Origin of the sequence: Bacillus xiamenensis (assembly GCF_000300535.1) — a bacterium.
Classification (GTDB): domain Bacteria; phylum Bacillota; class Bacilli; order Bacillales; family Bacillaceae; genus Bacillus; species Bacillus xiamenensis.
In genome coordinates this window covers 26,207-48,293 of sequence record NZ_AMSH01000005.1, presented here as the reverse complement: position 1 = coordinate 48,293, position 22,087 = coordinate 26,207, and the positions used below count along the sequence as shown (strand labels likewise).

Genomic DNA, 22,087 nt, shown 5'->3' with positions numbered 1-22,087 from the left:
CAATTTTCAGGATGAGTCGCCTGACTAGCAGGCGGCCCATTTCTTACGCAAGACCTAGACGTTCGAAAATCATATCGACATTTTTCAAGTGATAGTTGTAATCGAAGCAGTCAGCGATTTGTTCAGGTGTTAAGCGTGAAGTGATTTTCTCCTCTGCTTCTACTAATGAACGGAATGGTACTTGTTTTTCCCAAGCCTCCATCGCCTTTGGCTGAACCGTGTCATATGCTTCTTCACGTGCCATACCTGTATCAATAAGTGCAAGAAGAACACGCTGAGAGTAGATCAAGCCAAGTGTGCGGTCCATGTTGCGTTTCATATTCTCAGGGAACACCGTCAAGTTCTTCACAATATTGGAGAAACGGTTTAGCATATAGTTCAGTGCAATCGTTGCATCTGGTAAAATGATGCGCTCAGCAGATGAATGAGAAATATCACGCTCATGCCAAAGCGGTACATTTTCATAAGCAGTCAGCATATATCCACGGATGACGCGGGCAATCCCCGTCATATTTTCAGAGCCGATTGGGTTCCGTTTATGCGGCATAGCAGATGATCCTTTTTGTCCTTTTGCGAAGAATTCTTCTACCTCACGTGTTTCACTCTTTTGAAGACCGCGAATTTCAACAGCAAATTTCTCAATGCTTGTAGCGACTAATGCAAGAGTTGCCATGTAATCGGCATGACGATCACGCTGCAAGGTTTGGGTTGAAATTGGTGCAGCCTTGATGCCAAGTTTCTCACATACATATTGCTCAACAAACGGGTCAATGTTCGCATATGTGCCAACAGCACCAGAGATTTTACCGTATTCGATGCCAGCTTTTGCTTGTTTAAAACGTTCTAAGTTACGCTTCATTTCTTCGTACCAAAGAGCAAGCTTCAGGCCAAATGTTGTCGGTTCAGCGTGTACACCGTGTGTACGGCCCATCATGACTGTATATTTGTGCTCTTTTGCTTTTTCTTTTAGTATGTCAACAAATCTCTCAATGTCCTTGAGCAAGATATCGTTCGCCTGTTTTAATAGATATGAAAGCGCCGTATCCACTACGTCTGTAGAGGTTAACCCGTAATGAACCCACTTTCTTTCTTCTCCTAGAGATTCAGATACAGCACGCGTAAAGGCAACCACGTCGTGGCGCGTGTCTTGTTCAATCTCTAAAATACGTCCAATATCAAAGCTTGCATTCTTGCGCATTGTCACAACGTCTTCTTTCGGAATAACGCCAAGTTCTGCCCAAGCTTCACAAGCGAGAATTTCTACTTCAAGCCATGCATTAAATTTGTTTTCCTCTGTCCAGATTGCTGACATTTCTGGTCGTGCGTAACGTTCGATCATTTCCCGTTTCCTCCATCTCTTTCAGTCCATATCTTTGTGATGTTTGTCATCCATTCATCATCGAGCTTTTTCATAAACGTCATATGTCCCATTTTGCGGCCGGCTTTCACTTCATGCTTGCCATATAGATAAAGCTTCGCTTCCTTTAAAAGCTCAGGATGCTCTTTTGGGATATCCACTTCATCGCCAAGTAAGTTCACCATCATTCCCTCTGATAAAAGGGCTGTACCGCCAAGCGGCAAACCACATATGGCGCGAATGTGCTGCTCAAACTGACTCGTCTCACATAAATCAAGTGTGTAATGTCCAGAGTTATGCGGGCGTGGTGCCAATTCATTAACGATCAGCTTTCCTTCATTTGTCAGGAACAGTTCTACAGCAAGCGTACCGACTAATCCAAGTTTTTCAGCGAGTGTCGTTGCCAGCTCTTTTGCTTTCTCCTGAATGCTGCCGTCTACTCTTGCAGGCACAATGCTTTGGAATAAAATATTGTGCTGATGAATGTTCTCAGCAACTGGGAATACCGCAATTTCCCCATGAACAGACCTCGTCACAATCACGGATAGTTCCATTTGGAATGGGACCCAGCTTTCTAAAATGCACGTCCCATGAGTGAGGAGTGCAGTAGCTTCATGAAGCTGATCCTTCTCTTTGATGACGTATTGTCCTTTACCGTCGTAACCGCCTCTGCATGTTTTCAGCACAGCTGGCAATCCAAGTACATCTATTGCGGCTTCTAGCTCTTTCTGATCATGAATGATGCGATAAGGTGCTACTTCACAGCCTGCGTCTACAATCCCTTTTTTCTCCGTTTCACGGTTTTGAGTTAACAGAAGAAGGTCGCTTCCTTGCGGTAAATACGCCTCTTCCTTCAGCTGATTGAGTGCATCATAATCAATATTTTCAAATTCATATGTCACCACATCACTGATGTCCGCCAGCTGCCTTATCGCTTCAAGGTCACTGTATGCGGCTGTAATTTCCGTATCTGCAACCTGTCCACAAGGAGATTGTGTCACAGGGTCTAGGACAGCTGCCCGGTAGCCCATTTGCTTTGCACTGACGGCCATGTATCTGCCAAGCTGTCCGCCGCCGATGATACCGATGGTTGCGTTTGGAAAAAGGGTCTGCTTAGCCAAGCTGATCACTGCTTTCTAGTACAGTCTGTTTTGTTTGCTCTCTTCTTTCTTCAAGGCGAGCTGCAACGGCTTCATCAAATGCTGAAATCATTTGTGCGGCTAACAGGCCTGCATTTGTTGCACCGGCTTTGCCAATCGCTACTGTAGCAACAGGTACACCGCCTGGCATTTGAACGATGGATAATAAGGAATCCATCCCGTTTAATGCTTTTGATTGTACGGGCACACCAATGACCGGCAGTGTCGTTTTCGCTGCGACCATCCCCGGTAAATGTGCTGCGCCTCCAGCACCGGCAATAATGACCTTGAGTCCTTTGCCTCTTGCTTCAGTCGCATATTCAAACATCAAATCAGGTGTCCGGTGTGCAGAGACAACCTGTTTTTCATACGGAATGTTTAGTTCCTCTAAGATATCGCACGCATTTTTCATTGTTTCCCAATCAGATGTACTTCCCATGATGACACCTACAAGCGGCTTCATTTTGTCCCCACCTTTAAGCTGTATTCGATTTTGTATCGTTTGACACGCTTCCCAAACCTAAGTAGCTTGTCAAACGCCGAACAAAAAGACCCGGTTTGTATTGCATTGTTAGGAAGCAACACAAACCGGGCCATGGTAAGCGCTGTTCGCTTTTGAAACGCCATGTCAGTTTTGTTCACTATCCTGCATAGTCCAGTCATTTACGGTAACTGGGTAGAAACTTATGGGCCATATTCCCAAGATTATATGAGGTTCGTGTTTTGATTTCATGTTTATCTTAACAACGGATGTTCATGATGTCAACGGATTTATCGAACAATCTATGAAGTCGTCGTTTTAATGTTCGGATTTAGAGTATTTTTCCCTCAAATACGATTTTTTTACCAATCGGAATGATCTGAATCGACCCATTTTCCTTCTTTTCCTGAAAAATCGGCTCCTCCATTCGGCGGACAGGCGAGTAGCCTTCCTCTGCCATCTGAGACAACACTTGATCAATCGTCATGTTGTCTTCCACGTAGAATTTCTTTTTCTTTGGTTTTGCGGTCATTCTTTAATTCTCCTTTTCTTCACGGCCTTCACCCAGAAGCCGCCATGAATCGTTTTGGGCTCATACGAGATGATAAACGCCTTTGAATCAAGCGTTTTAATCGTTTCATATAATTGCAGTTCATATTTTCTCGGTGTTAAAATTTGCATCGCTGACCGGTCTCCTTCAAGACCTCCTACTACCCAGTTGGTGACACCATATCCTTTTTCTCTCAATTGCTTTGGGAGATCTAGATCTATTTCTTTTGTAATCACGTTCACAGTAATGTAGCCAAGTGCCAGCTTCTCTTCAATTTTCATCCCGACAATAATCCCAATCCCATAGCCTAGCGCATACGCAATGACATTTTGGACTTGATCTAAATTATCTAACACGATACTCAAACCAATGACATAAATCAGCATCTCGACTGTACCAGCAAAGGCGGCTGCGTACCTTCTGCCTTTCATTGTTAAAATCAAACGCATAGTGGAAAAAGAGACATAGACAATGTTAATCACTAAAATGATCAAAACCATGGTGAACGCATTGGATAAAAGTTGTTGAAGCACGATTCGAACCCCCTGCACTAAAAATCAAATAAAGCACCCCATATTCTACTAGAGAACAAACCTTGATACAATCAAATTTGCACGAGAAAAACACATATATCTTTCGACAACAAGGGTGGTCTATGTTACCAAGAGTTTACCCGCTTTTCCCCCTTCTCAACATGAAAAAACCTCCTTTTTAACCAAAGGAGGTTTTGAGCCTGTTTTATCCAAACTGAACAGGAACAAGCGAAGGAATCAAATATTCTCCGACAATGCCCCACAGCAGTGCAATGATGACCAGCTCAACCAATAAAAAGACCCAGCCAGCATACATCAAATCCCCTCGATCAGCTTCATGCGCTGATTGAATCGAACGAAAGAGCACCACTGCAATTAATTGGAGACCGACAAACATCATCACAGATAAAATGACCGTCACATATGGAATATTCAGCATGGCAAATACAAGCCAAAGGATGGATAAAACCAAAACTGGTACAAGCGCAGCACCAAACTTCATGATCACTACTTTTAGCGATATGTTCCCTTTGAGCATGTACTTACCAAGCACCCAAACCGTCAGCACCATGAGTGTCAACAGAACGAGTGTAAAGACCGCTACCTTCAAAAAGGCATCACCAAAAGAATAATGAATGCCAAAGCCTAATAAACGAGTCTTTGACGCCTTTAATTGAACATAGTTGCCTAAAGCAAAAAACACGCTGAACAACACAATTGAAATCCAAGCGTACTTCAAGCGTAAAGTTTCCGCTTGATTTATAGCATGACTAGGTGATTTTAACATCGCAAGCCCATATGAGCTATAGCGCTGAAAAGCACCTCCAACACCTCTCATCATGCGCTGAAGGGCTGAACGTTCATCATCCGCTGTCTTTGCGTTTCTCCCTCGTTTTGCTGCGCTGCGGCTGAGGCGGGATTGCCTTGTTTCTTGATCTATTGATGGCTCTTCGTTTTTCGTTTCAGATGTGACCTGCTCTTGATCTTTCTCTAACATCTCATATCAACTCCTATCCCAACACAATCCGCACAGGCTCAACGAATGACCTGTTCGGATGACTCCTATTAAAGTAGCGGAGTCTTTCGATTCAGTCAAGATTCCTTGTCCTTCATACGAATAGACGGATAAAAGACGGCAGAGGTTTTAAATGGAGAGAAAATAAGACAAAACAAAAAAGCTGATGACTGCATCAGCTTGTATGAGCTCATCATGAACGATAGTGACTCCTCTTTGCTTTCTGTACCCGAAGATTCTCCTGATGAGTAGGGAAACGGGTCTTTTCTGTTGTATCGACTTGTGTAATTTGTCCATTGTGGATGGTGATCACCACCGATCCGTATTCAATGCCTTTTAAGGCAGATAAAATAAAATTCAGCTTTTGTTCATCCATCGCTCATCCCCCATCCCACTACTTTTGCTTTCGTTCTTTTAAATAGAGAACCTCATTTTCCAACTCATGAATCGTATAATGCATGAGTGCTTCCTGTTTTTCTTCATGCCCCCATAACAGGAGCTTCTCAATCAAATCCTGCTTTTTCCGCTCAATCACCTGCCTAAGCCAGCGTGACAAGACATCCCCTCCCCTTTTTCATCAATCAAAGAAAAAAAGGCACTCTGAAACCTTCTATTGAAAAAGGAAATCAAAGCGCCTTTGGTGATCCAATCAGCGAATTATGTCTTTTTATCATAAACAGATAATTCCTATAAGTCAACTATGTTTTTAAAATTTTCCTACAAAAAAACAGCAGCTTCCATGAGCTGCTGTCAGATTGTTGACAAAGGGCTAAAATGAACTTTATTTTAGCCCTTTGTCTTCTTTTCAGCGTGACATGAAAACCTTTGCAGTCTAGGAAGGACGAGTACCGGCGCGGAGCGAATTTGAAAATTGTTGACAAAGGGCTAAAATGAACTTTATTTTAGCCCTTTGTCTTCTTTTCAGCGTGACATGAAAACCTTTGCAGTCTAGGAAGGACGAGTACCGGCGCGGAGCGAATTTGACATTCGTGAGCACCGGCACGCAGGACTGACAAAGAATGCGAGGGTTTGTCTACACGCTGAAACAGCAGCTTCCGTGAGCTGCTGTTTCAGACGAATGATTAATGATTTAAGAAAGCAAAGTATAGAATAAAGATGACAAACAATCCGTACATAATTGGATGCACTTCTTTTGCTTTTCCTTTAAAGATCATAGTGATCGGGTAGAAAATGAAGCCAATCGCAATCCCTGTCGCAATGCTGTATGTGAGTGGCATCATAATCATGGTTAAAAAGGCTGGTACCGCAATCTCAAAACGATCCCATGCAATCTTCGCAAGCGGTGCTACCATCAGTGCACCAACAATGATTAAAGCAGGTGCCGTTACATTCGGTGTCACGACAGATAAAAGCGGCGAGAAGAACATCGCAAGTAAGAAGAAAATACCTGTCATGACGGCTGCAAAACCAGAGCGGGCACCCGCAGCAACACCTGAACTAGATTCAACATAAGACGTCGTTGTTGATGTTCCAAGAATAGAACCGACGACGATAGAAGAAGAATCCGCCAGCAGTGCTTTTCCTGCACGCGGCAGCTCATTATTTTTCATTAAACCAGCCTGCGTTGCCACAGCCACAAGTGTACCAGCTGTATCAAAGAACCCAACGAATAGGAACGTTAAAATGACAATAAGCATTTGAATGGAGAAAATATCTGGCAAGTGAATCAAGGCTTGGCCAAAGGTTGGAGACAAGCTTGGAATGCTTCCGATAATTTGAGATGGAACTGGCACAAGACCAAAGATCATTCCAGCAATGGCTGTCACAAGCATCCCAATGAAGACACCTGCATTCACTCGAAGAACCATTAAAATGACGGTTACAACAATCCCAAACACCGTTAACAGCACAGGGCCACTATGAATATTTCCAATTGAAACGAGCGTATTATCATTATTGGCGATAATACCAGAGCCTTGTAGACCCACAAACGTAATAAACAAACCAATCCCTGCACCAACAGCCAGCTTCAGCTCAGCCGGAATGGCATTGATGATTTTTTCACGAAAACCTGTTAAAGAAAGAGCAACGAAAATTAATCCTGAAACAAAAACACCTGAAAGTGCTGCCTGCCATGAGATTCCCATACCAAGAACAACCGAGAAAGCGAAAAACGCATTCAGTCCCATACCTGGTGCAATCGCAATCGGATACCTGGCGATTAACCCCATCAGGAAACACCCTGCCGCAGAAGCTAACGCCGTAGCTGTAAAGACAGCCCCCTGATCAATTCGTAATTTATCTGGAAAATCCGGTACTGCTACTAAAGCAAGTGTGATCGGATTGACAAACAAGATGTAGGCCATCGACAAAAAGGTCGTTAAACCGCCGATGATCTCTCTGCGATAATTTGTACCTAACTCATCAAACTGAAAAAACTGTTTCAAAGCCAACTGACTCCCTTCATGTCCTTTTGCTTTAGTCTGCCCCATTCACAAGTCAAATAAAAAACGCCCCAACAGTTTTTGGGACGCTTGACTACAATGTGAATTCAGACCGTGACATCAAACAAGAACAATGCATGATTTATATCAAACGAGTGTGAATTGACGTAGTCAAGCCATTTACGGTAGCTTGGTAGAAACTTGCGGGCCATATCCCCGCGATTATACGACTTCTATCTATTTGATTTCTGTGTCTATTGTACCAACTTCATTTTTAAAACACAATACGAAAAGCGAACATTTCTGAAAGAAATGTCCGCTTCATTCGTCTTATTACACGAATTTGGAAAATCACATCTAGTTCTTTATACACCCTTCACTGAATTCCTATCCTTTGCAAAAACCGATTCAGCTACATGGAAAAACTCTTTTACTGCCGGGGAAGCATGTGTAAGCGCTGGACAGGCAAGCGCCACCTCACGATGATGCGCCACATTCAACTGACTAATCTGCACATGCTGCTGCGTTTTCAAGAATAACTTAGGACCTATCGTCACACCGAGCCCTTCCCCAACCATACGGGCAATGGTCGTACAGTCGTGCACTTCAAATAAAGTAGCCGGCTTGATGTGCGCCTTTGAAAAAATATCCTCTACATGTGATTGATACATGCCAGTTGGCATAATAAACGGTTCATCCGCTAACTCTGCCATCTCTACAATCGGTTGCTGCTGAAAACGATGATTTTCATGATAGGCGACCACCATTTCATCTTGAATCAGTGGCAGCAGATCAAATGCTTCATCCGCTTCACCTTTTACAACAAAACCAACATCAATAATGCCGGAATGAAGCCACTCCAATATTTCTTCATATGTCCCCTCATAGAACTTAAATTCAATTTTCGGATGCTTTTTCTGATAGCTCACAAGCAGTTTCGGCAATAAACAAGCCGATGCACTGGCAAAGGTTCCAATCCGAATTAAGCCTGTTTCAATATTTTTCGTCAGCGCAATTTCCTGCTGAATCTTCTCCACTCTATTTAACACTTCTCTTATATGAGGGAGCAGGGTTCGACCGATGTCTGTCAGCATGATACCCTTTTTCCGGTCACGAATGAATAAAGACACGCCCCACTCCGTCTCTAAGCTTGCCACCGCATGACTCACGGCAGACTGCGTCATATTTAATGCTTCAGCTGCAGCGGTAAAACTGCCTAGCTCGATCACCTTTGCCATTGTTTCGAAACGAACAAAACTCATGAGTATTCACTCATCTCCTTCATGAAAAATATCAATTTTACTTATGTTAGCACGCAATTTAAAATGAACACAACGTTTCAACATAAAGGAAGGGTTCAAAATGAAAAGTACATCTTATCCATTGCTCATATTTCTTTTAGCCGTCGGTTCTTTCGTCACAGGTACTTCAGAATTCGTCGTATCAGGCATACTGGACATCATTTCTGACGATCTGCGCATCTCCATCCCGGTTGCGGGACAGCTCATTACCATCTATTCTCTTTTTTATGCCGTGGGTGCCCTCTTTTTAGTCATGGCCACATCGAAATTGAATCGAAAAAAAGTTCTTTTATCGGCGATTTCCATGTTTATAGCAGGTAATGTGCTTGCCTTTTTCAGCCATCATTTCATGCTGCTCATGCTTTCGCGGGTCATGATGGCCATGAGTGGCGGCTTATATATTGTGCTTGCAACGAATCATGCAGCGCAGCTCGCCCCGCCAGAAAAAAAGGGACGTGCGATGGCAACGGTGATCACTGGATTTACAGTATCACTAGTACTCGGTGTACCGATTGGAACATTTTTATCAGGATATGTAGATTGGCATGCCATTTTTCTCATCATTGCAATAGGGACCGCTTGTCTCTTGTTTCTTCTGTATCGATTATTACCGCCTATGGAGGGACATTCCCATGTGCCATTCAAACAGCAAATGCAAATTCTTCAAGACCGCAGGGTGTTAAGTGGTTTAGCCACGACAGCTTTTTGGATTTTAGGATATACAATGGTATTTGCTTATATCTCGCCATTATTGCGGCAGACGGCCGGATTTACTCTTGACATGATCAGCATTGCCCTGCTCATCTTAGGAATTTCTGCTTTTATTGGCTCACGCTTTGGCGGCTTCGCCGTCGATCAATGGGGACCAAATCGAACCATTGCAATCAGCATCACGGTTCAGATGCTCACTCTCTTTGCGTTATCCTTTACACAATTCTCTATAGTTGGCGTCTTCATCACGCTCGCCATATGGGGCACCGCAACATGGACGACAACACCAGCGAAACAATTTTATCTGATCTCCCTGAAACCCCAAGCATCGGAAACCGTGCTAAGTTTTAATACAGCGGTCATGAACATCGGCATGATGCTCGGATCGTCAATAGGCGGCGTGATAATCCAATATACAAACGTAACAAATTTAAGCTGGATTGGCGGGTTAGCAAGCCTTGTGGCGCTAATGTTGATTGGGTATTCGTTCAACCGCAATCGACTGGTGCATCAACAAACAAAAAGCGAACATGTATAACCATGTTCGCTCTCGCTTATTTATCGACTAGCTTTTGAAGTTTCTTTTTTGACTGGAATGGTTACAGTGATATCTTTATGTGGTGCCAACAAATTCAAATCTGACAAATTAAGATAAAGCCCATAATCCTTAAATGAAAAATGGTTTAATGATAATTTGTCTAACTCCTTCACATCAAATTCAAAGGTGGATTGCATAGAAGCTGTCTTTAAATTGGTCACTTTTGCATTGTTCCCCTTCAAGTAATATCCGTTCTCATAATCTGCTTCAGGGTCAGGCCATGATTTCATTTTTTTAAAGTCGCCTAATCCAATTGATGCACCGACACTTTTCATCACATCCTCATCTAATTTTCCCTGGTCTATTCCCGTAAATTGATAATCAACTGTTACAGAACGCCCTTTTTGCTCTATTTTATTGATCTTGATCCCAATTCCATGGTGCTTTGTTTTGAACTGAATAGGCAGCTTATTCTTAAGTGAAATGATTTTGCTTTCTTCATGTTCATATATCCCATTTAGATAAAATGTCAGTTCAGTAGTGTTTGAAGCAATTGGCTTATCCAAAATGGTCAAAGCATTTTGTCTAGTTTTTTCAGTTGAAAGTTGTTTTTCCTTTAATGTTACTCCATTCATAAGCCTGTACTCATTTCCCAAATTAACTCTCATGCTATCTAAAGTGATATCATCATCTTTTGCGACACCATTGTAATCAATCGCATATTGAATCACAGAGGAATTCACTCCATTTTCCACCTTGATATCTTTCACTTGATAACGTCCATTTAAAATAGATACTTCTTTTTGTCCTGCTAATAAGGTGGTTTTTTGCTTAACCACAGGTAACTCAAAGCGCCAATTCCCTACAATATCTCCAATTTTCGAAATCACGAGTTGTGCTTTTTGACCTTGCTTAATCATTTGTCCATTTGTATAGAATTCTATTCGTCCAGCATATCGACCATCTTTTAGTTTTTTCAACTCTGGACCACTTGTATTTGGTTGGAAATTTTCATTGATCTGATCTGAATCAATGTTGATCGGTATAAAATCTTCTTTTGTATGAAAGTTCTCCACAGTAAACGTATAAACAAGCCGCCCAGCATCATAATACACACTGTTTACTTTCACAGTAACCCCTCTTGATTCAGCCCCCTCATTGACATGCTTCACCAACTCACTCTGAAAAAGAGACATTCCTACTTTATCGTGAAACATCATATATAACTGTCCAACAAACGGCACTCGAGCCATCGCTGTATTAAGAGAAGGAAAAAGGAAGCCTGATGAAAAATAAAGAACGATTAGTACGATGGCAGAATATATTGGCGTTCTCCAATTCCATATGAACCAATGTCTTTTCTTTTCCGCTTTCACATCTCCCATTGCTTGACGAATTGCAGAGGTCAATTCAACTTTTGGTACTTCAATCTCTTCATAAAGCTTTTTCATTTCTTTTCGTTCCATCGACTCTCTCCTCCTTCTCCAACGTTTGCTTTAATAACTTTCTTGCTCGATACAAATGAGTTTTGACCGTTCCTTCGGGCACACCCATCTGTTCAGAAATCATTGAAATCGAATAATCTTGAAAATAAAACAGCTGAATCACGAGCTGATATTGCTCATCTAACACATCTAGTGCATTTTTTAAATCGAGCTTGTCTTCCAAAAAATCATGCCGCTCAACGCTCTCATGGTGCTGTTCAAACGGAACAACATCTTGCTGCTTTTTCTTCATCGCAAAAATCGTATGAATCAAGATACTAGTCAGCCATGTAGAAAAATAGGCTGGTTCTTTTAAGCCCGATAGATGCTTAAATGCTTTAATGACCGTCTCCTGAACAGCATCTAACGAATCCTCTTTATTTCTTGTGTAGAGAAAAGCCGTTTTATATAAACGCTCTTGATACATCAGCATTAATGTCTCAAATGCCGGGACATTCCCTTTTTGTGCTTTTTTAATTAGACGCATTTGCTTCATCTCATCCACACCTCCTACACCTGTTAGAGCACACTTTCTCACAAACGGTTTCAACAAATAGAAATTTCTTTTACTTAGCATATGTCGGACAAAAATAGAGAAAGTGAAGAATGGGCCGCAAAGATCGTATTGAACTTTTGATATAATGGAAGAAATATCTACAAAAAGGAGGATATTGATTGTTTCTATTTGAAGAACCTGCTTGTGCTAGCTGCCAAAAGAAGATAGAAGATAACGAAGAAGTGTACGTTAAGCTGGTCTACCCAAAGAGACGAGGAATGACAGAAGTAAAGGCTTGGCTAAGAAATGAAGGGGTTTTTTATTGTAAGGCATGTTATGAAAAAACAACATAAAGACGAGCACTTCAATAGAATGCTCGTTTTTACTTTCTACTATTTCACTCCCGCTTACTACGAAGTTCAATGAGTGCTAGTGTCTCGTCATTGAAAAAGAACTCCAAAATGATGCCATTTGATTGATCTTGGTATTGTATACCTTTGCTATACCCTTCGACAAACCAGAGCTTCTTGAATTGCTCTCCATATGTTTGTATCACAGATGAATAATCTTCTCCTATTTTAACTCCCTTAGATGTTTGAAGATTTTTCTGTTTTGACTGATTGTAAATAGATGTTACTCGATGATGTTGATCAACTGATACGACAAAATCTTCATTTTCTTTTTCCATGTAGACCGTCTGTTTTTGATGAGAGAATTGAGAATTCTCAACAAACTGATGATCTCCCTTAAATGTTTGACCGATCTTAAAATGACCTATCGATTCATCTGTTAAAGTGATAGAGTGAAAATTAAAAAACATTGCTATCCAGACAACTAGTATGGCTCCACCTAAAACAGAACCTATTATCACTAACACCTTAGAACGAAAGGCTCCCTTTTTAAATAAATAAATCATTAAAGATACGGTGATCACCATGATACAAATCATGATCAGAAAAATGCCCATTTCTTTTATCCTCTTTTTCTTTAGTAAAATTCGAATGTAAATGATTACCCCAATGATAAATTCATATTATATCAGAGCATTCCACAAATTGTACCAATACAGGTATAATTCAAATAAAATAAACTATAGGAGATACATATGACTAGACATAAACTGATATTTCCACAATCATTTCCAACGATACATACCGAAAGACTGATCTTAAAACAAGCAACGATCGCAGATGCTGAGGATATGCACATCTATTTATCCAATGAAACTGTCTGCCGCTACATGGGCATTGATGCACATGAAACCATCGAAGACACAAAAGGAGAAATCAAGTGGTATGACAATATCTTCAAAGAACAAACAGGCATCCGCTGGGGCATTTCTTTAAAAAACAACCCCACCATCATCGGCAGCTGCGGCTTTCTCAATCTAGAAAAACAGCACCTCCGTACAGAAATTGGCTATGAATTACACCACGATCATTGGAGAAAAGGCATCATGAAGGAAGCGATTACTGCGGTGTTGCGATATGGATTTCAGGAGATGAACCTGAATCGGATTGAAGCATTGATAGACCCTGATAATCTAACTTCTGTTAAATTGTTAGAGAAATTTAATTTTGTACGTGAAGGATTGTTAAGGGAATATGAGTATGGTAAAGGGAAGTTTGATGATGTGTTTATATATGGGTTGTTGAAGAAATATTAGTTAATAAATTCTTATTTAAAAAAGTCCTAAAACCTAATTTCAAAAAAGGTTTAGGACTTTTCATTAATGTTCCATATTGATTGTTCTTAAGAGAAATTCCTCAATTTTCTTTTCAACATTCACGTCAGTGGTCTTCAGTCTAAGGAGTGGAATTTTAACCTTATCCAGAATGCTATCTTTAACACTATCTCGTTCTTTTTGTATCTGTGTATTATGATAACCACCATCTACTTCAATAACTGCCATAGGTACTTTTCCTACCTTATAATAAAACACAAAATCACAGCTAGCTCTTTTCTGAAATTTTTGCTCTCTTTTCGTAAAATTACTATCCGTTTTAACCAGTTGAGATAATTTTATATGCATATGAAAGAGTAATATTTTAAAATCATCCTTTAACATCAATTCTTTAAGAATTGCTGCAATTATCTGTTCAGATTTAAATTTAGAATCTTTGTCATCTAATTTTACTTTTAACTTCTCTAGCGATTTATCATATTCATGATAAAGTAAATCAAACGCGGAGATAACAGGACTTTCATGTATCTGATCAGAATCAGCATAGTACTGAATATATCTGATAAGCGCTGCAATGTCTTGGTTATAAGGTAAAAAAACACTATTACCTGTCACTAATGTAAACTTATGCTTCGCACGAGATACAGCCACATTTACTAAGTTGGGATTATCAACAAAATCCATCTTACTTAAACTACTTTTCTTATTATCAAGAACTGTAGAGAAGATAATATTGTCACGCTCTTTCCCCTGAACTTTATGAATTGTTGAACTTGAGACATTATTGCCTAAATACTTTTTTGACAAGTTGATTTGTGCATTATAAGGAGCAATAAAATTAGTCTCTTCTGCTTCCCCAACTCCTACTTCAAGAATTGACTCTAGTTCTCTTTGATTAGCGTTCCATCTCATATGATTTCCTTTTGAAGTTGTAATCAACTCTAAAGACTGCTCTCCTTTATCCTCAGTCATTGGAATTAGCTGATTGTCATAATATTGTTGATTACAAAATTGAATAATTTTCGGATGACATCTATAGTGCTCTTTTAGTAAAGTTATAGGGATCTCCTCTTTTAAACACGAGATAATAGAATCTAAAAAACTCATTTTTCTATTATCATAAACAGGAGAAGGTGGCTCAATGTCACTCTTAATCTCAATATGTGGCAGTTGTTTTCTATCACCAACAACAATCAAATTCTTGGCACAACCTGCACTTAAAACTCCTGAAATTATTTCTTGCTGAGAAGCTTCATCCATAATGACATAATCAATTAATGTACCCTTACCTAGTGCATTAATTATTGATTGACTTCCACTACCTAAGATTGGATATCTATTTAAGAACAGATTAAAATTTTTTTTGTAATTATCCAACTCAAAATTAAATGACTTAGATGGAATAGTTTCACTTAGATAATTTTTAAGATACCCCATAGAATTATCGGTTAAATCTTCTAATAGATCTCCAAAATTTTGGCTTTTCAGCTCGTTCTCATAAAAATCAACTTTTTTCTTTTTACGTTTTAATAAACGTTGATAAAACAAGAATTGAAGTGAATAAATAAAATTGTCGCGCTCATTAATATCATTAAGAAAGCTTGTTCGAATCATTTGATAATTAAAAAGCAATTGTAATTTTTTCTTTAAGGAAACTTTCGCTTTAACTTGATGATCTAAAAAAACCATTAAATCAACTATTTTTCTGAGACTAAATTTATATTTTTCTAGAGGGATCAATTTTACATCAGGTCGTTCCTCGTGTCGCCACTTTTCTAGATAAGATAATTCTACAGACAATTCATTAATTTCAGCTTTTAAACTTGCTACTTGATTTTGTACATGCAAATGTTTTTTTAATTTCTGGACAAGATCATCGATTTCTTCTATTTCTTTTACGTCTTGTATATTTTCATTAACATTCTCAATCAATGATTGAAAAAACTCCTTTTGATTATTTTTATTACCTAATTTCGCTATTATATATCCTAAATTCACCTTCTCAAGTTTCTCATACACATTATTCACAGCATCATTATTATTAGAAACTATTGCTACTGTATTCCCATTTATTAATATGTTAGCAATAATATTAAGTATTGTCTGAGTTTTGCCTGTTCCAGGTGGTCCTTCAATGACACTTATCTGGGATGAAAATGCTGCTTCGACTGCTTTTAATTGTGATTCATTTAATCCAAAAGGGAAAATCAAATGTTTTTTCGGTGTTCTTTTTTCTGTTTCACCACAACAATAGGCATTTAAAGCTGTACCGGAATGAGGAACTATTCTTTCTAACTGTCGTATTACATTCTCTGCTATATGCTTACTAGTAAACTTTAAACGTTCTTTTGCAACTGAAGTAAAGTATGAGAATACTTCTCCATTTTTAAAATTTGCCGAATATAAAATTTGAGCGTTATCACTCTCCATAATATATGGTTTTTCGGATTCCGGGTATTTTAATACGATATATTTATTTCCATAATGTATTGCCTTCTCAATATTACTGAACGTATTCTTTTTTTTATTATGTAGTAAATTCCCTTTACAATCTATTGTTGGTTCAATCACACATTGATCTAGTGGTTTATAAAAGAACTTACCTGATGGAAATTCAACTCTTAACATAAGTCTATCGGAATCTTTTTCAGTACATATTTTCCAATCTTTGATTTGATCTGATTTATCTTGCCCATCCATATATATTAAAACCATAAAGAAAAACACCATCCGTATGTTTAGTTAATTCTAATATACTTGAAAATATTTTGATTTTCATCTAAATTATGGATTTTTAACTTAAGAGATAAAAATATTTTTTGATATCATACAGGTGCAGGTGTCTATATATATCCATCAAAGAAGTAACCGATCCAATGACCATCTATCTCATCATTGGCTGATCCATGCTGGCTGGGTATCTTTTACTTCTATTCATTATTCAAAAAAGTCGTTTTCACTTGAAAGAAATAGGTTTTCGAAAAGGATCTCTCGGTTTGTGGATATTTCCCATCCTAATCATCGAGGCCATTCCGTTTATTGCTGGATTCAACAAGGATTTATCTGTTTCTTCCTTTCTGGCACTTTGTTTCTTCATGGTGTGTGTCGGTATTTTTGAAGAAGTAATTTTTCGAGGCATTCTGTTTCAATATTTAAAACAAATCAACTTGAGCACTGCCATATGGGGCTCCGCTGTACTATTCGGTTTTGGGCATGCTGCGAATCTACTAAGCGGAAAAAGCATCACCTTAACCATCGCACAAATCGTCTTCGCCTTCTTATTTGGATTCGTTGCGGCCGAAATCGTCGCACTTACTAACAGCCTGCAATGGGTGATCATATGGCACGCATTGCATAATATCGTGGATCAAACCACAAATGGGCAAGCACCTATGGCAATGCAAATGCTTTTGCTTTCGATTAAATGTATCATCTTGGTTGTTCTTGCGGTGGTGTTGTGGAGAAAATTAAGAATGAAAAGTTGAACCAACTCCTCAATCTATGAAGCGAAGAACGAAGTCAATCAACTCTTTGTTTCTTCATCCTTTCACATGGTTAAGATCGAAAAAACATATAATATTTAATTTAGTTTCTGCACAAAAAAGCCAGCTCCTACTGTAAAGGAATTTACTTTTCTCCTTGGTGTTTTTTGATGAGGAATCTTATCATTTTCCAGTATAATCAAAGGGTTGAGTATTCTACTAAAAACAAAATTAAGAATATTAAGTGCATAATTCTATATGAGTTAATTTCTTTCGGATAATTATTTTTCTCTTCAGGCATTTGAAAGTTTGAACTATCAAATGGCATTCAAGGCTCTTTCATAATTTTAACTATCAAATTTGAATTTCAAAGCAACCTCATCATATTTATCTTTAACCAACAGCTTACCCTCAACATTAATCTTATTGTAACTGTCTACAAACTCTAAATGTTTAAGGTTTTCAGAAACGATTGAAAAGAAAGACTGATTAGTGTCAAAAAAATATTTTTCTATTGCTTCAAACATCTTTTTTGCTGTCTCACCCGTAATTTCATTTTTAATAAACGAATCCATACAAAAGGGAATTATATAAGAGCTATACTTCCTCAACAAACTAAAATAAATTAAATAGTAAGCTAAAAATTTTTTATTTTTATCCATACCACTACCCGATATTTTCTTAAATTCAAGAAATTTAAGTTCATCCAGATTTAAATCAGTTAAATCCAGGTTTATATCAGTTAATACTTTTTTTATTTCAAATACCAAATTAATGTAATCTCGTTCAATAATCTCTCTTAAACTTTCTTTCTCTTTCTTCAGTTTATTAATTTTCCTTCTTAATACTTTAATTTTTTCTTCTAAATTATATTTAGAAAGAACTTGTTTATCAACTAAATTTTCCAATTCATTTGATGCTTCTTTTTTAGCAGTTGCTTTTACATAATCATCAATCGTAAGTAGATCTTTAGAATTTTGAATCCTACGATGAATTTCATCAATTTTAGATTCAATAGAATTTTGCTGTGATTCGAATTCTATAATTTCATTAGTCAATTTTTCTACTTCTTTTTCTATTTCCTCTTTCAAAAGCGATATTTCAAAATAATTATTCGATAAATCAAGTCTTGTTAAAGATTGTTCTTTCGTTAATTTAGAATGACAGTACTGACATTCTGTTTCAATAGAGTTATATCTCTTTTTGTTCATTTTTAAAAGCTGCTCTAATTCAGACAATTCTTGCTTTTGCAAATCCAACATTTCTTGCTTGTTTAATAGCTTCATTTTATATTTTACTATTTGTTCATTTAATTCATTTTGCATCTGCAAGTAGCGATCGATATCTTTATTTAGGGCTATTTTATCAATTTTTGAAACAGTAGGGACGGGACATCTGCGTTTTCATGTCTATAATCTTCCAAAACATTTAACAAGCTCTCTATTGTAGACACTACCGTATTCTTTTCTTTATTATAATTAGTAAGTGAATTTTGCAACTCCAGAAGCTCGTAATTGGAGAGATTAAAAACACTTTTGAAAATATCTTCCGGTATGCGAGTATATTGATTCAAAGTATTAGTTACATTTCTATAAATTCCGCCATCCCAAGAATCGTCTTGATCTATGTAAAATGGTAAAATTACTGCCGAAGAATATGCCTCGTATAAGTGCTTAGTACGAGTATTAGCTAACTGCATTTTAATTTCAAGTTTATGTTGAAGCCACTCTGAATACTCTTTTACATTCAAAGGTACTTCTACATCACTTACTCTGAAAATATCTTTTTGTCTAGTTATATTATATTTAATATTATTTACCAATACTTCTATTTGAAAATACATGGAATTTATATTCCAGTTACTAGGGAATTGATGTACGTCAAATCCTAATGTATAATACATTGATTTTAAAAGACTTGATTTACCTTTGGTATTTCCTTTACTAACAATAAGATTAGTCCCAACTTTAAAGTCAAAATTCTGAGCTTCTTTATTTTTAAAATCAAGAATAGAAAAAGCAATTATTATCATAGATTTTATTCTCCCAACTCACAAAAACAGTCTATTGCTAAAGCAATAGATAGTTCTGTAGGCTTCATATCTGGCACTATATCTACCAATAGATCTCTGAGATAGTTAATAGCACCCTCATCATTCTCCCTCATAAGTAAATTAATATCTGCCTTTTTCTTCGTTTGCTCTTTAATATTTTGATACAAGAGTGGTATTCTTAATTTCTCCTTCTTTACTTTTTTTTTCATAATGGTGTTGATTGAGAGATTATCTAAAATTTCATCAAACATCTCTTTTTGCTTAACATTAATGAATACCTGCTTAAGATAATTCCCGTCGATTTTTTTCCTTTCTACATCACTTTCAGTAGAAACTACTATTTCACTTTTACGATCTATTTCCAATGATAGTTCTCCTAAAACTAATTTAGCTCGATCATTAGAAACCAACAAGTTTTCATTAACCATTTCTCCTTTTAAAAATGTTAAAGCCAAATTTATATCGTTTGGAAAAGGAGTTATATATATATACTGATTGTTCATTCTATTTTTCTGTTCTTCATCTAAATCAAGAGTATTTATAATCTCTGTCTTTTGTTTCGATGAAAGGCTGTGTTTCATAGGAATAAGCGTTCCTTCTTGGCTTATCAATTCATTTTTTGTTAACTCCGCTATATCCCACAGGAAAATTTTCCTTATATCTCCATCATTACCAGGAGAAAGATTTTTCTCTATGATTGAAGCTTTTCCGCTAGGCCTTGACTTCAACTTACCTATGGAAAGTTTTTTTGTTCCTTTCACTTGTATAAAATAAGTATCTTGTCCAAGATGAATTTCAAAATCTTCTCGCGATTCAGGTATGACTATAAAATTATCTTTTTCAAAATTATGAATCATTACAAGTATGATGGAAGCTTTTTGATAGTTAAATCCTTTTATTGCGATGGCTCCCCCGTTGTCAATTTCAATCATTGCACTCCTCCTGATATCCTCTCTCTTATTTATATGATATCAGGATTTTCAAAAAATTGGTACTATTCATTTGAATTTTCCATAAAATCCTAGTAGGTTTTCAATAATTTAGATTTTGAACCTCAAATATAAATAACTCATTATTTTCAATATCAGATACAGAATGCATGAACGCATCTTATGTTACTTTTATTAGCTCACATAAAAAACTATGATACCAATAAATAAAGACACCTCCCAAATGAGAAAGTGTCTTTAAAAGTTTTTTATCGAGATGGATATCAAGAGATATAACTGACTTGTGGAGAATGCAGAACTATTTGAAATAGATTAACACTCTCATCAACACACAATTATATATTTCATTCCCACTCAATCGTAGCAGGCGGCTTACTCGTAATATCATACACCACGCGGTTCACATGCTTCACTTCATTCACGATACGAGTTGAGATCTTCTCAAGTACATCCCAAGGGATTCTTGCCCAGTCACTCGTCATACCATCAATAGAAGTAACAGCACGGATGCCGATTGTGTAGTCGTATGTTCTTGCGTCACCCATGACACCTACGCTGCGGATGTCTGGGAGGACTGTGAAGTATTGCCAGATGTCGCGCTCAAGGCCGAAGTTGGCAATTTCTTCTCGTAGAATCGCATCAGATTCACGGACGATTTCTAGTTTTTCTTCAGAAATTTCACCTAGGACACGGATCCCTAGTCCTGGACCTGGGAATGGCTGTCTCCAGACGATGTCGTCAGGAATGCCTAGCTCTGACCCTAGAGCACGAACTTCATCCTTGAATAGTGTATTGAGTGGCTCAATCAATTCAAACTGCATGTCTTCTGGAAGACCGCCTACGTTGTGGTGAGATTTGATTGTTTGTGCCGTTGCTGTTCCGCTCTCAATGATGTCTGTGTAAAGTGTTCCTTGTGCTAAGTAGTCGATGCCTTTTAGCTTGTCCGCTTCATCATCGAATACATAGATGAATTCGTTACCGATGATTTTACGTTTTTGCTCAGGATCAGACACACCTTTTAGCTTGTTTAAGAAGCGATCTTTCGCATCTACTTTAATCACGTTCATGTTGAAACCTTCGCTAAATGTTTTCATAACCCCTTCTGCTTCGCCTTTGCGAAGAAGACCGTGGTCAACGAAAATACATGTCAGCTGATCGCCGATGGCTTTGTGGATCAATACGGCCACAACAGATGAATCCACACCGCCGCTTAGTGCGCACAATACTTGTTTGTCGCCCACTGTTTCACGGATTTTTTGCATTTCGATTTCAATGAAGTTCTCCATTGACCATTTGCCATCACAATCACACACGCCGAAGACAAAGTTTTTCAATAGGTCATTTCCGTACTCAGAGTGACGTACCTCTGGGTGGAACTGAACGCCATAGAAATTCTTCTCAGCTAAGCTCATCGCTGAGTTTGGACAATGTGCACTTGTTGCATCAACTGTAAAGCCTTCTGGTACTTCAACGACAAGGTCGCCATGGCTCATCCATACGACTTGATCTGTAGGAAGGTCTTTGAATAAAGCAGGTGTTCCGTTAATATGGATGTCTGCTTTCCCATATTCACGCTGGCTAGCGGCTTCTACTTTCCCGCCTAAATAGTGAGTCATCAGCTGCATGCCGTAGCAAATGCCTAGAACCGGAATGCCTAGATCAAAAATCTTTTCGTCACAGCGGAAAGATCCTTCATCATATACACTGTTCGGTCCGCCAGAAAGGATAATTCCTTTAGGCGCCATTTCTTTAATTTCTTCAGCAGTTAAAGTGTGCGGATGAAGCTCACTGTACACACCAAATTCACGAATACGGCGAGTGATCAGCTGATTGTACTGACTACCGAAATCGAGAACCAAAATCATTTCATTTACTAAATTTGTCATGGTGTCACCTCTATGTCCAATA

Annotated in this window: 20 protein-coding genes, 1 pseudogene and 2 riboswitches; of the genes and pseudogenes, 4 read left to right on the top strand and 17 right to left on the bottom strand. The window is 38.2% G+C overall.

The annotated features are described in order from the left end of the window. Nucleotides 1-43: 43 nt before the first annotated feature. The 10 genes from purB to BA1_RS03370 form a co-directional block, all read right to left on the bottom strand. Nucleotides 44-1,339, bottom strand: a complete 1,296-nt coding sequence (purB, locus tag BA1_RS03410) for an adenylosuccinate lyase (RefSeq protein WP_008355754.1) — start codon at nt 1,337-1,339, stop codon at nt 44-46. Continuing rightward, nucleotides 1,336-2,478 carry a 5-(carboxyamino)imidazole ribonucleotide synthase gene (purK, locus tag BA1_RS03405; protein ID WP_008355752.1) on the bottom strand — a complete coding sequence of 381 codons (1,143 nt, stop codon included), beginning with the start codon at nt 2,476-2,478 and terminating at the stop codon, nt 1,336-1,338. Before purK ends, purB begins: the two co-directional genes overlap by 4 nt. After that, on the bottom strand, nt 2,471-2,959 hold the full coding sequence (purE, locus tag BA1_RS03400) for a 5-(carboxyamino)imidazole ribonucleotide mutase (protein WP_008355750.1): 489 nt from the start codon (nt 2,957-2,959) through the stop codon (nt 2,471-2,473). Before purE ends, purK begins: the two co-directional genes overlap by 8 nt. 168 nt (nt 2,960-3,127) lie before the next feature. Further along, nucleotides 3,128-3,229, bottom strand: a riboswitch (purine riboswitch). A 79-nt stretch (nt 3,230-3,308) separates the two neighbouring features. Further along, on the bottom strand, nt 3,309-3,509 hold the full coding sequence (locus BA1_RS03395) for an NETI motif-containing protein (protein WP_008344299.1): 201 nt from the start codon (nt 3,507-3,509) through the stop codon (nt 3,309-3,311). Further along, nucleotides 3,506-4,060: a DUF2179 domain-containing protein gene (locus BA1_RS03390; protein WP_008344300.1), complete on the bottom strand. Its 555-nt coding sequence runs from the start codon at nt 4,058-4,060 to the stop codon at nt 3,506-3,508. Before BA1_RS03390 ends, BA1_RS03395 begins: the two co-directional genes overlap by 4 nt. Nucleotides 4,061-4,265: 205 nt before the next feature. After that, nucleotides 4,266-5,057 (bottom strand): hypothetical protein, encoded by a 792-nt coding sequence (locus tag BA1_RS03385; protein WP_008355748.1) that lies wholly within the window; start codon nt 5,055-5,057, stop codon nt 4,266-4,268. A gap of 211 nt (nt 5,058-5,268) precedes the next feature. After that, a complete protein-coding gene (locus tag BA1_RS03380) occupies nt 5,269-5,451 on the bottom strand; it encodes a YezD family protein (RefSeq protein WP_008355746.1) in 183 nt (60 codons plus the stop codon). 18 nt (nt 5,452-5,469) lie between these two features. Further along, entirely contained in the window at nt 5,470-5,631 is a 162-nt protein-coding gene (locus BA1_RS19250; protein WP_167358855.1) for a hypothetical protein, read from the bottom strand. A gap of 526 nt (nt 5,632-6,157) precedes the next feature. Beyond that, nucleotides 6,158-7,483, bottom strand: a complete 1,326-nt coding sequence (locus BA1_RS03375) for an NCS2 family permease (RefSeq protein ID WP_008355742.1) — start codon at nt 7,481-7,483, stop codon at nt 6,158-6,160. Between the two features lie 145 nt (nt 7,484-7,628). After that, a riboswitch (purine riboswitch) is annotated at nt 7,629-7,730 on the bottom strand. A 115-nt stretch (nt 7,731-7,845) separates the two neighbouring features. Then, entirely contained in the window at nt 7,846-8,742 is an 897-nt protein-coding gene (locus BA1_RS03370) for a LysR family transcriptional regulator (RefSeq protein WP_008355741.1), read from the bottom strand. Between the two features lie 100 nt (nt 8,743-8,842). On the opposite strand from BA1_RS03370, the gene BA1_RS03365 reads away from it, so the two are divergent. Further along, nucleotides 8,843-10,030, top strand: coding sequence for an MFS transporter (locus tag BA1_RS03365; protein ID WP_008355738.1), 1,188 nt, complete (start codon nt 8,843-8,845; stop codon nt 10,028-10,030). Nucleotides 10,031-10,050: 20 nt separating this feature from the next. Here the strand turns inward: BA1_RS03365 and BA1_RS03360 are convergent, their stop codons facing one another. Continuing rightward, complete coding sequence (locus BA1_RS03360) at nt 10,051-11,496, bottom strand: DUF4179 domain-containing protein (RefSeq protein ID WP_008355736.1); 1,446 nt, start codon at nt 11,494-11,496, stop codon at nt 10,051-10,053. After that, complete coding sequence (locus tag BA1_RS03355) at nt 11,465-12,010, bottom strand: sigma-70 family RNA polymerase sigma factor (RefSeq protein ID WP_008355734.1); 546 nt, start codon at nt 12,008-12,010, stop codon at nt 11,465-11,467. Before BA1_RS03355 ends, BA1_RS03360 begins: the two co-directional genes overlap by 32 nt. A 179-nt stretch (nt 12,011-12,189) precedes the next feature. Here BA1_RS03355 and BA1_RS03350 point away from each other — a divergent pair, with 179 nt between their 5' ends. After that, entirely contained in the window at nt 12,190-12,363 is a 174-nt protein-coding gene (locus BA1_RS03350) for a hypothetical protein (RefSeq protein WP_008355733.1), read from the top strand. A gap of 44 nt (nt 12,364-12,407) precedes the next feature. Here BA1_RS03350 and BA1_RS03345 read toward each other — a convergent pair whose 3' ends face one another. Further along, nucleotides 12,408-12,977, bottom strand: coding sequence for a hypothetical protein (locus tag BA1_RS03345; protein WP_008355731.1), 570 nt, complete (start codon nt 12,975-12,977; stop codon nt 12,408-12,410). A gap of 138 nt (nt 12,978-13,115) precedes the next feature. Between BA1_RS03345 and BA1_RS03340 the strand changes: the two genes are divergently transcribed. Beyond that, nucleotides 13,116-13,676, top strand: coding sequence for a GNAT family N-acetyltransferase (locus tag BA1_RS03340; protein WP_008355730.1), 561 nt, complete (start codon nt 13,116-13,118; stop codon nt 13,674-13,676). A 63-nt stretch (nt 13,677-13,739) separates the two neighbouring features. Here BA1_RS03340 and BA1_RS03335 read toward each other — a convergent pair whose 3' ends face one another. Continuing rightward, nucleotides 13,740-16,394, bottom strand: coding sequence for an AAA domain-containing protein (locus tag BA1_RS03335; protein WP_202802575.1), 2,655 nt, complete (start codon nt 16,392-16,394; stop codon nt 13,740-13,742). Nucleotides 16,395-16,690: 296 nt separating this feature from the next. On the opposite strand from BA1_RS03335, the gene BA1_RS03330 reads away from it, so the two are divergent. Then, the gene (locus BA1_RS03330) at nt 16,691-17,179 is read left to right on the top strand and encodes a CPBP family intramembrane glutamic endopeptidase (protein ID WP_237739184.1); all 489 of its coding nucleotides are present in this window, start codon (nt 16,691-16,693) and stop codon (nt 17,177-17,179) included. 344 nt (nt 17,180-17,523) lie between these two features. Here BA1_RS03330 and lmuB read toward each other — a convergent pair. From lmuB to guaA, 3 genes and pseudogenes are all read right to left on the bottom strand, one after another. Next, nucleotides 17,524-19,208 (bottom strand): annotated as a pseudogene (gene lmuB / locus BA1_RS19725) (Lamassu anti-phage system protein LmuB). A gap of 5 nt (nt 19,209-19,213) precedes the next feature. Then, complete coding sequence (gene lmuA, locus BA1_RS03315) at nt 19,214-20,161, bottom strand: Lamassu anti-phage system protein LmuA (RefSeq protein WP_008355723.1); 948 nt, start codon at nt 20,159-20,161, stop codon at nt 19,214-19,216. Between the two features lie 362 nt (nt 20,162-20,523). After that, the gene (guaA, locus tag BA1_RS03310) at nt 20,524-22,065 is read right to left on the bottom strand and encodes a glutamine-hydrolyzing GMP synthase (RefSeq protein WP_008355721.1); all 1,542 of its coding nucleotides are present in this window, start codon (nt 22,063-22,065) and stop codon (nt 20,524-20,526) included. Nucleotides 22,066-22,087 lie beyond the last annotated feature (22 nt).

Excerpts from the sequence above, each read along its gene's own strand:
- BA1_RS03395 (WP_008344299.1), bottom strand. The coding sequence starts at position 3,509 with ATGACCGCAAAACCAAAGAAAAAGAAATTCTACGTGGAAGACAACATG.
- BA1_RS03360 (WP_008355736.1), bottom strand. The coding sequence starts at position 11,496 with ATGGAACGAAAAGAAATGAAAAAGCTTTATGAAGAGATTGAAGTACCA.
- BA1_RS03385 (WP_008355748.1), bottom strand. The coding sequence starts at position 5,057 with ATGTTAGAGAAAGATCAAGAGCAGGTCACATCTGAAACGAAAAACGAA.
- guaA (WP_008355721.1), bottom strand. The coding sequence starts at position 22,065 with ATGACAAATTTAGTAAATGAAATGATTTTGGTTCTCGATTTCGGTAGT.
- BA1_RS03355 (WP_008355734.1), bottom strand. The coding sequence starts at position 12,010 with ATGAAGCAAATGCGTCTAATTAAAAAAGCACAAAAAGGGAATGTCCCG.
- BA1_RS03340 (WP_008355730.1), top strand. The coding sequence starts at position 13,116 with ATGACTAGACATAAACTGATATTTCCACAATCATTTCCAACGATACAT.
- lmuA (WP_008355723.1), bottom strand. The coding sequence starts at position 20,161 with ATGATTGAAATTGACAACGGGGGAGCCATCGCAATAAAAGGATTTAAC.
- BA1_RS03345 (WP_008355731.1), bottom strand. The coding sequence starts at position 12,977 with ATGGGCATTTTTCTGATCATGATTTGTATCATGGTGATCACCGTATCT.
- BA1_RS03380 (WP_008355746.1), bottom strand. The coding sequence starts at position 5,451 with ATGGATGAACAAAAGCTGAATTTTATTTTATCTGCCTTAAAAGGCATT.
- BA1_RS03365 (WP_008355738.1), top strand. The coding sequence starts at position 8,843 with ATGAAAAGTACATCTTATCCATTGCTCATATTTCTTTTAGCCGTCGGT.
- purB (WP_008355754.1), bottom strand. The coding sequence starts at position 1,339 with ATGATCGAACGTTACGCACGACCAGAAATGTCAGCAATCTGGACAGAG.
- purE (WP_008355750.1), bottom strand. The coding sequence starts at position 2,959 with ATGAAGCCGCTTGTAGGTGTCATCATGGGAAGTACATCTGATTGGGAA.
- BA1_RS03370 (WP_008355741.1), bottom strand. The coding sequence starts at position 8,742 with ATGAGTTTTGTTCGTTTCGAAACAATGGCAAAGGTGATCGAGCTAGGC.
- BA1_RS03335 (WP_202802575.1), bottom strand. The coding sequence starts at position 16,394 with ATGGATGGGCAAGATAAATCAGATCAAATCAAAGATTGGAAAATATGT.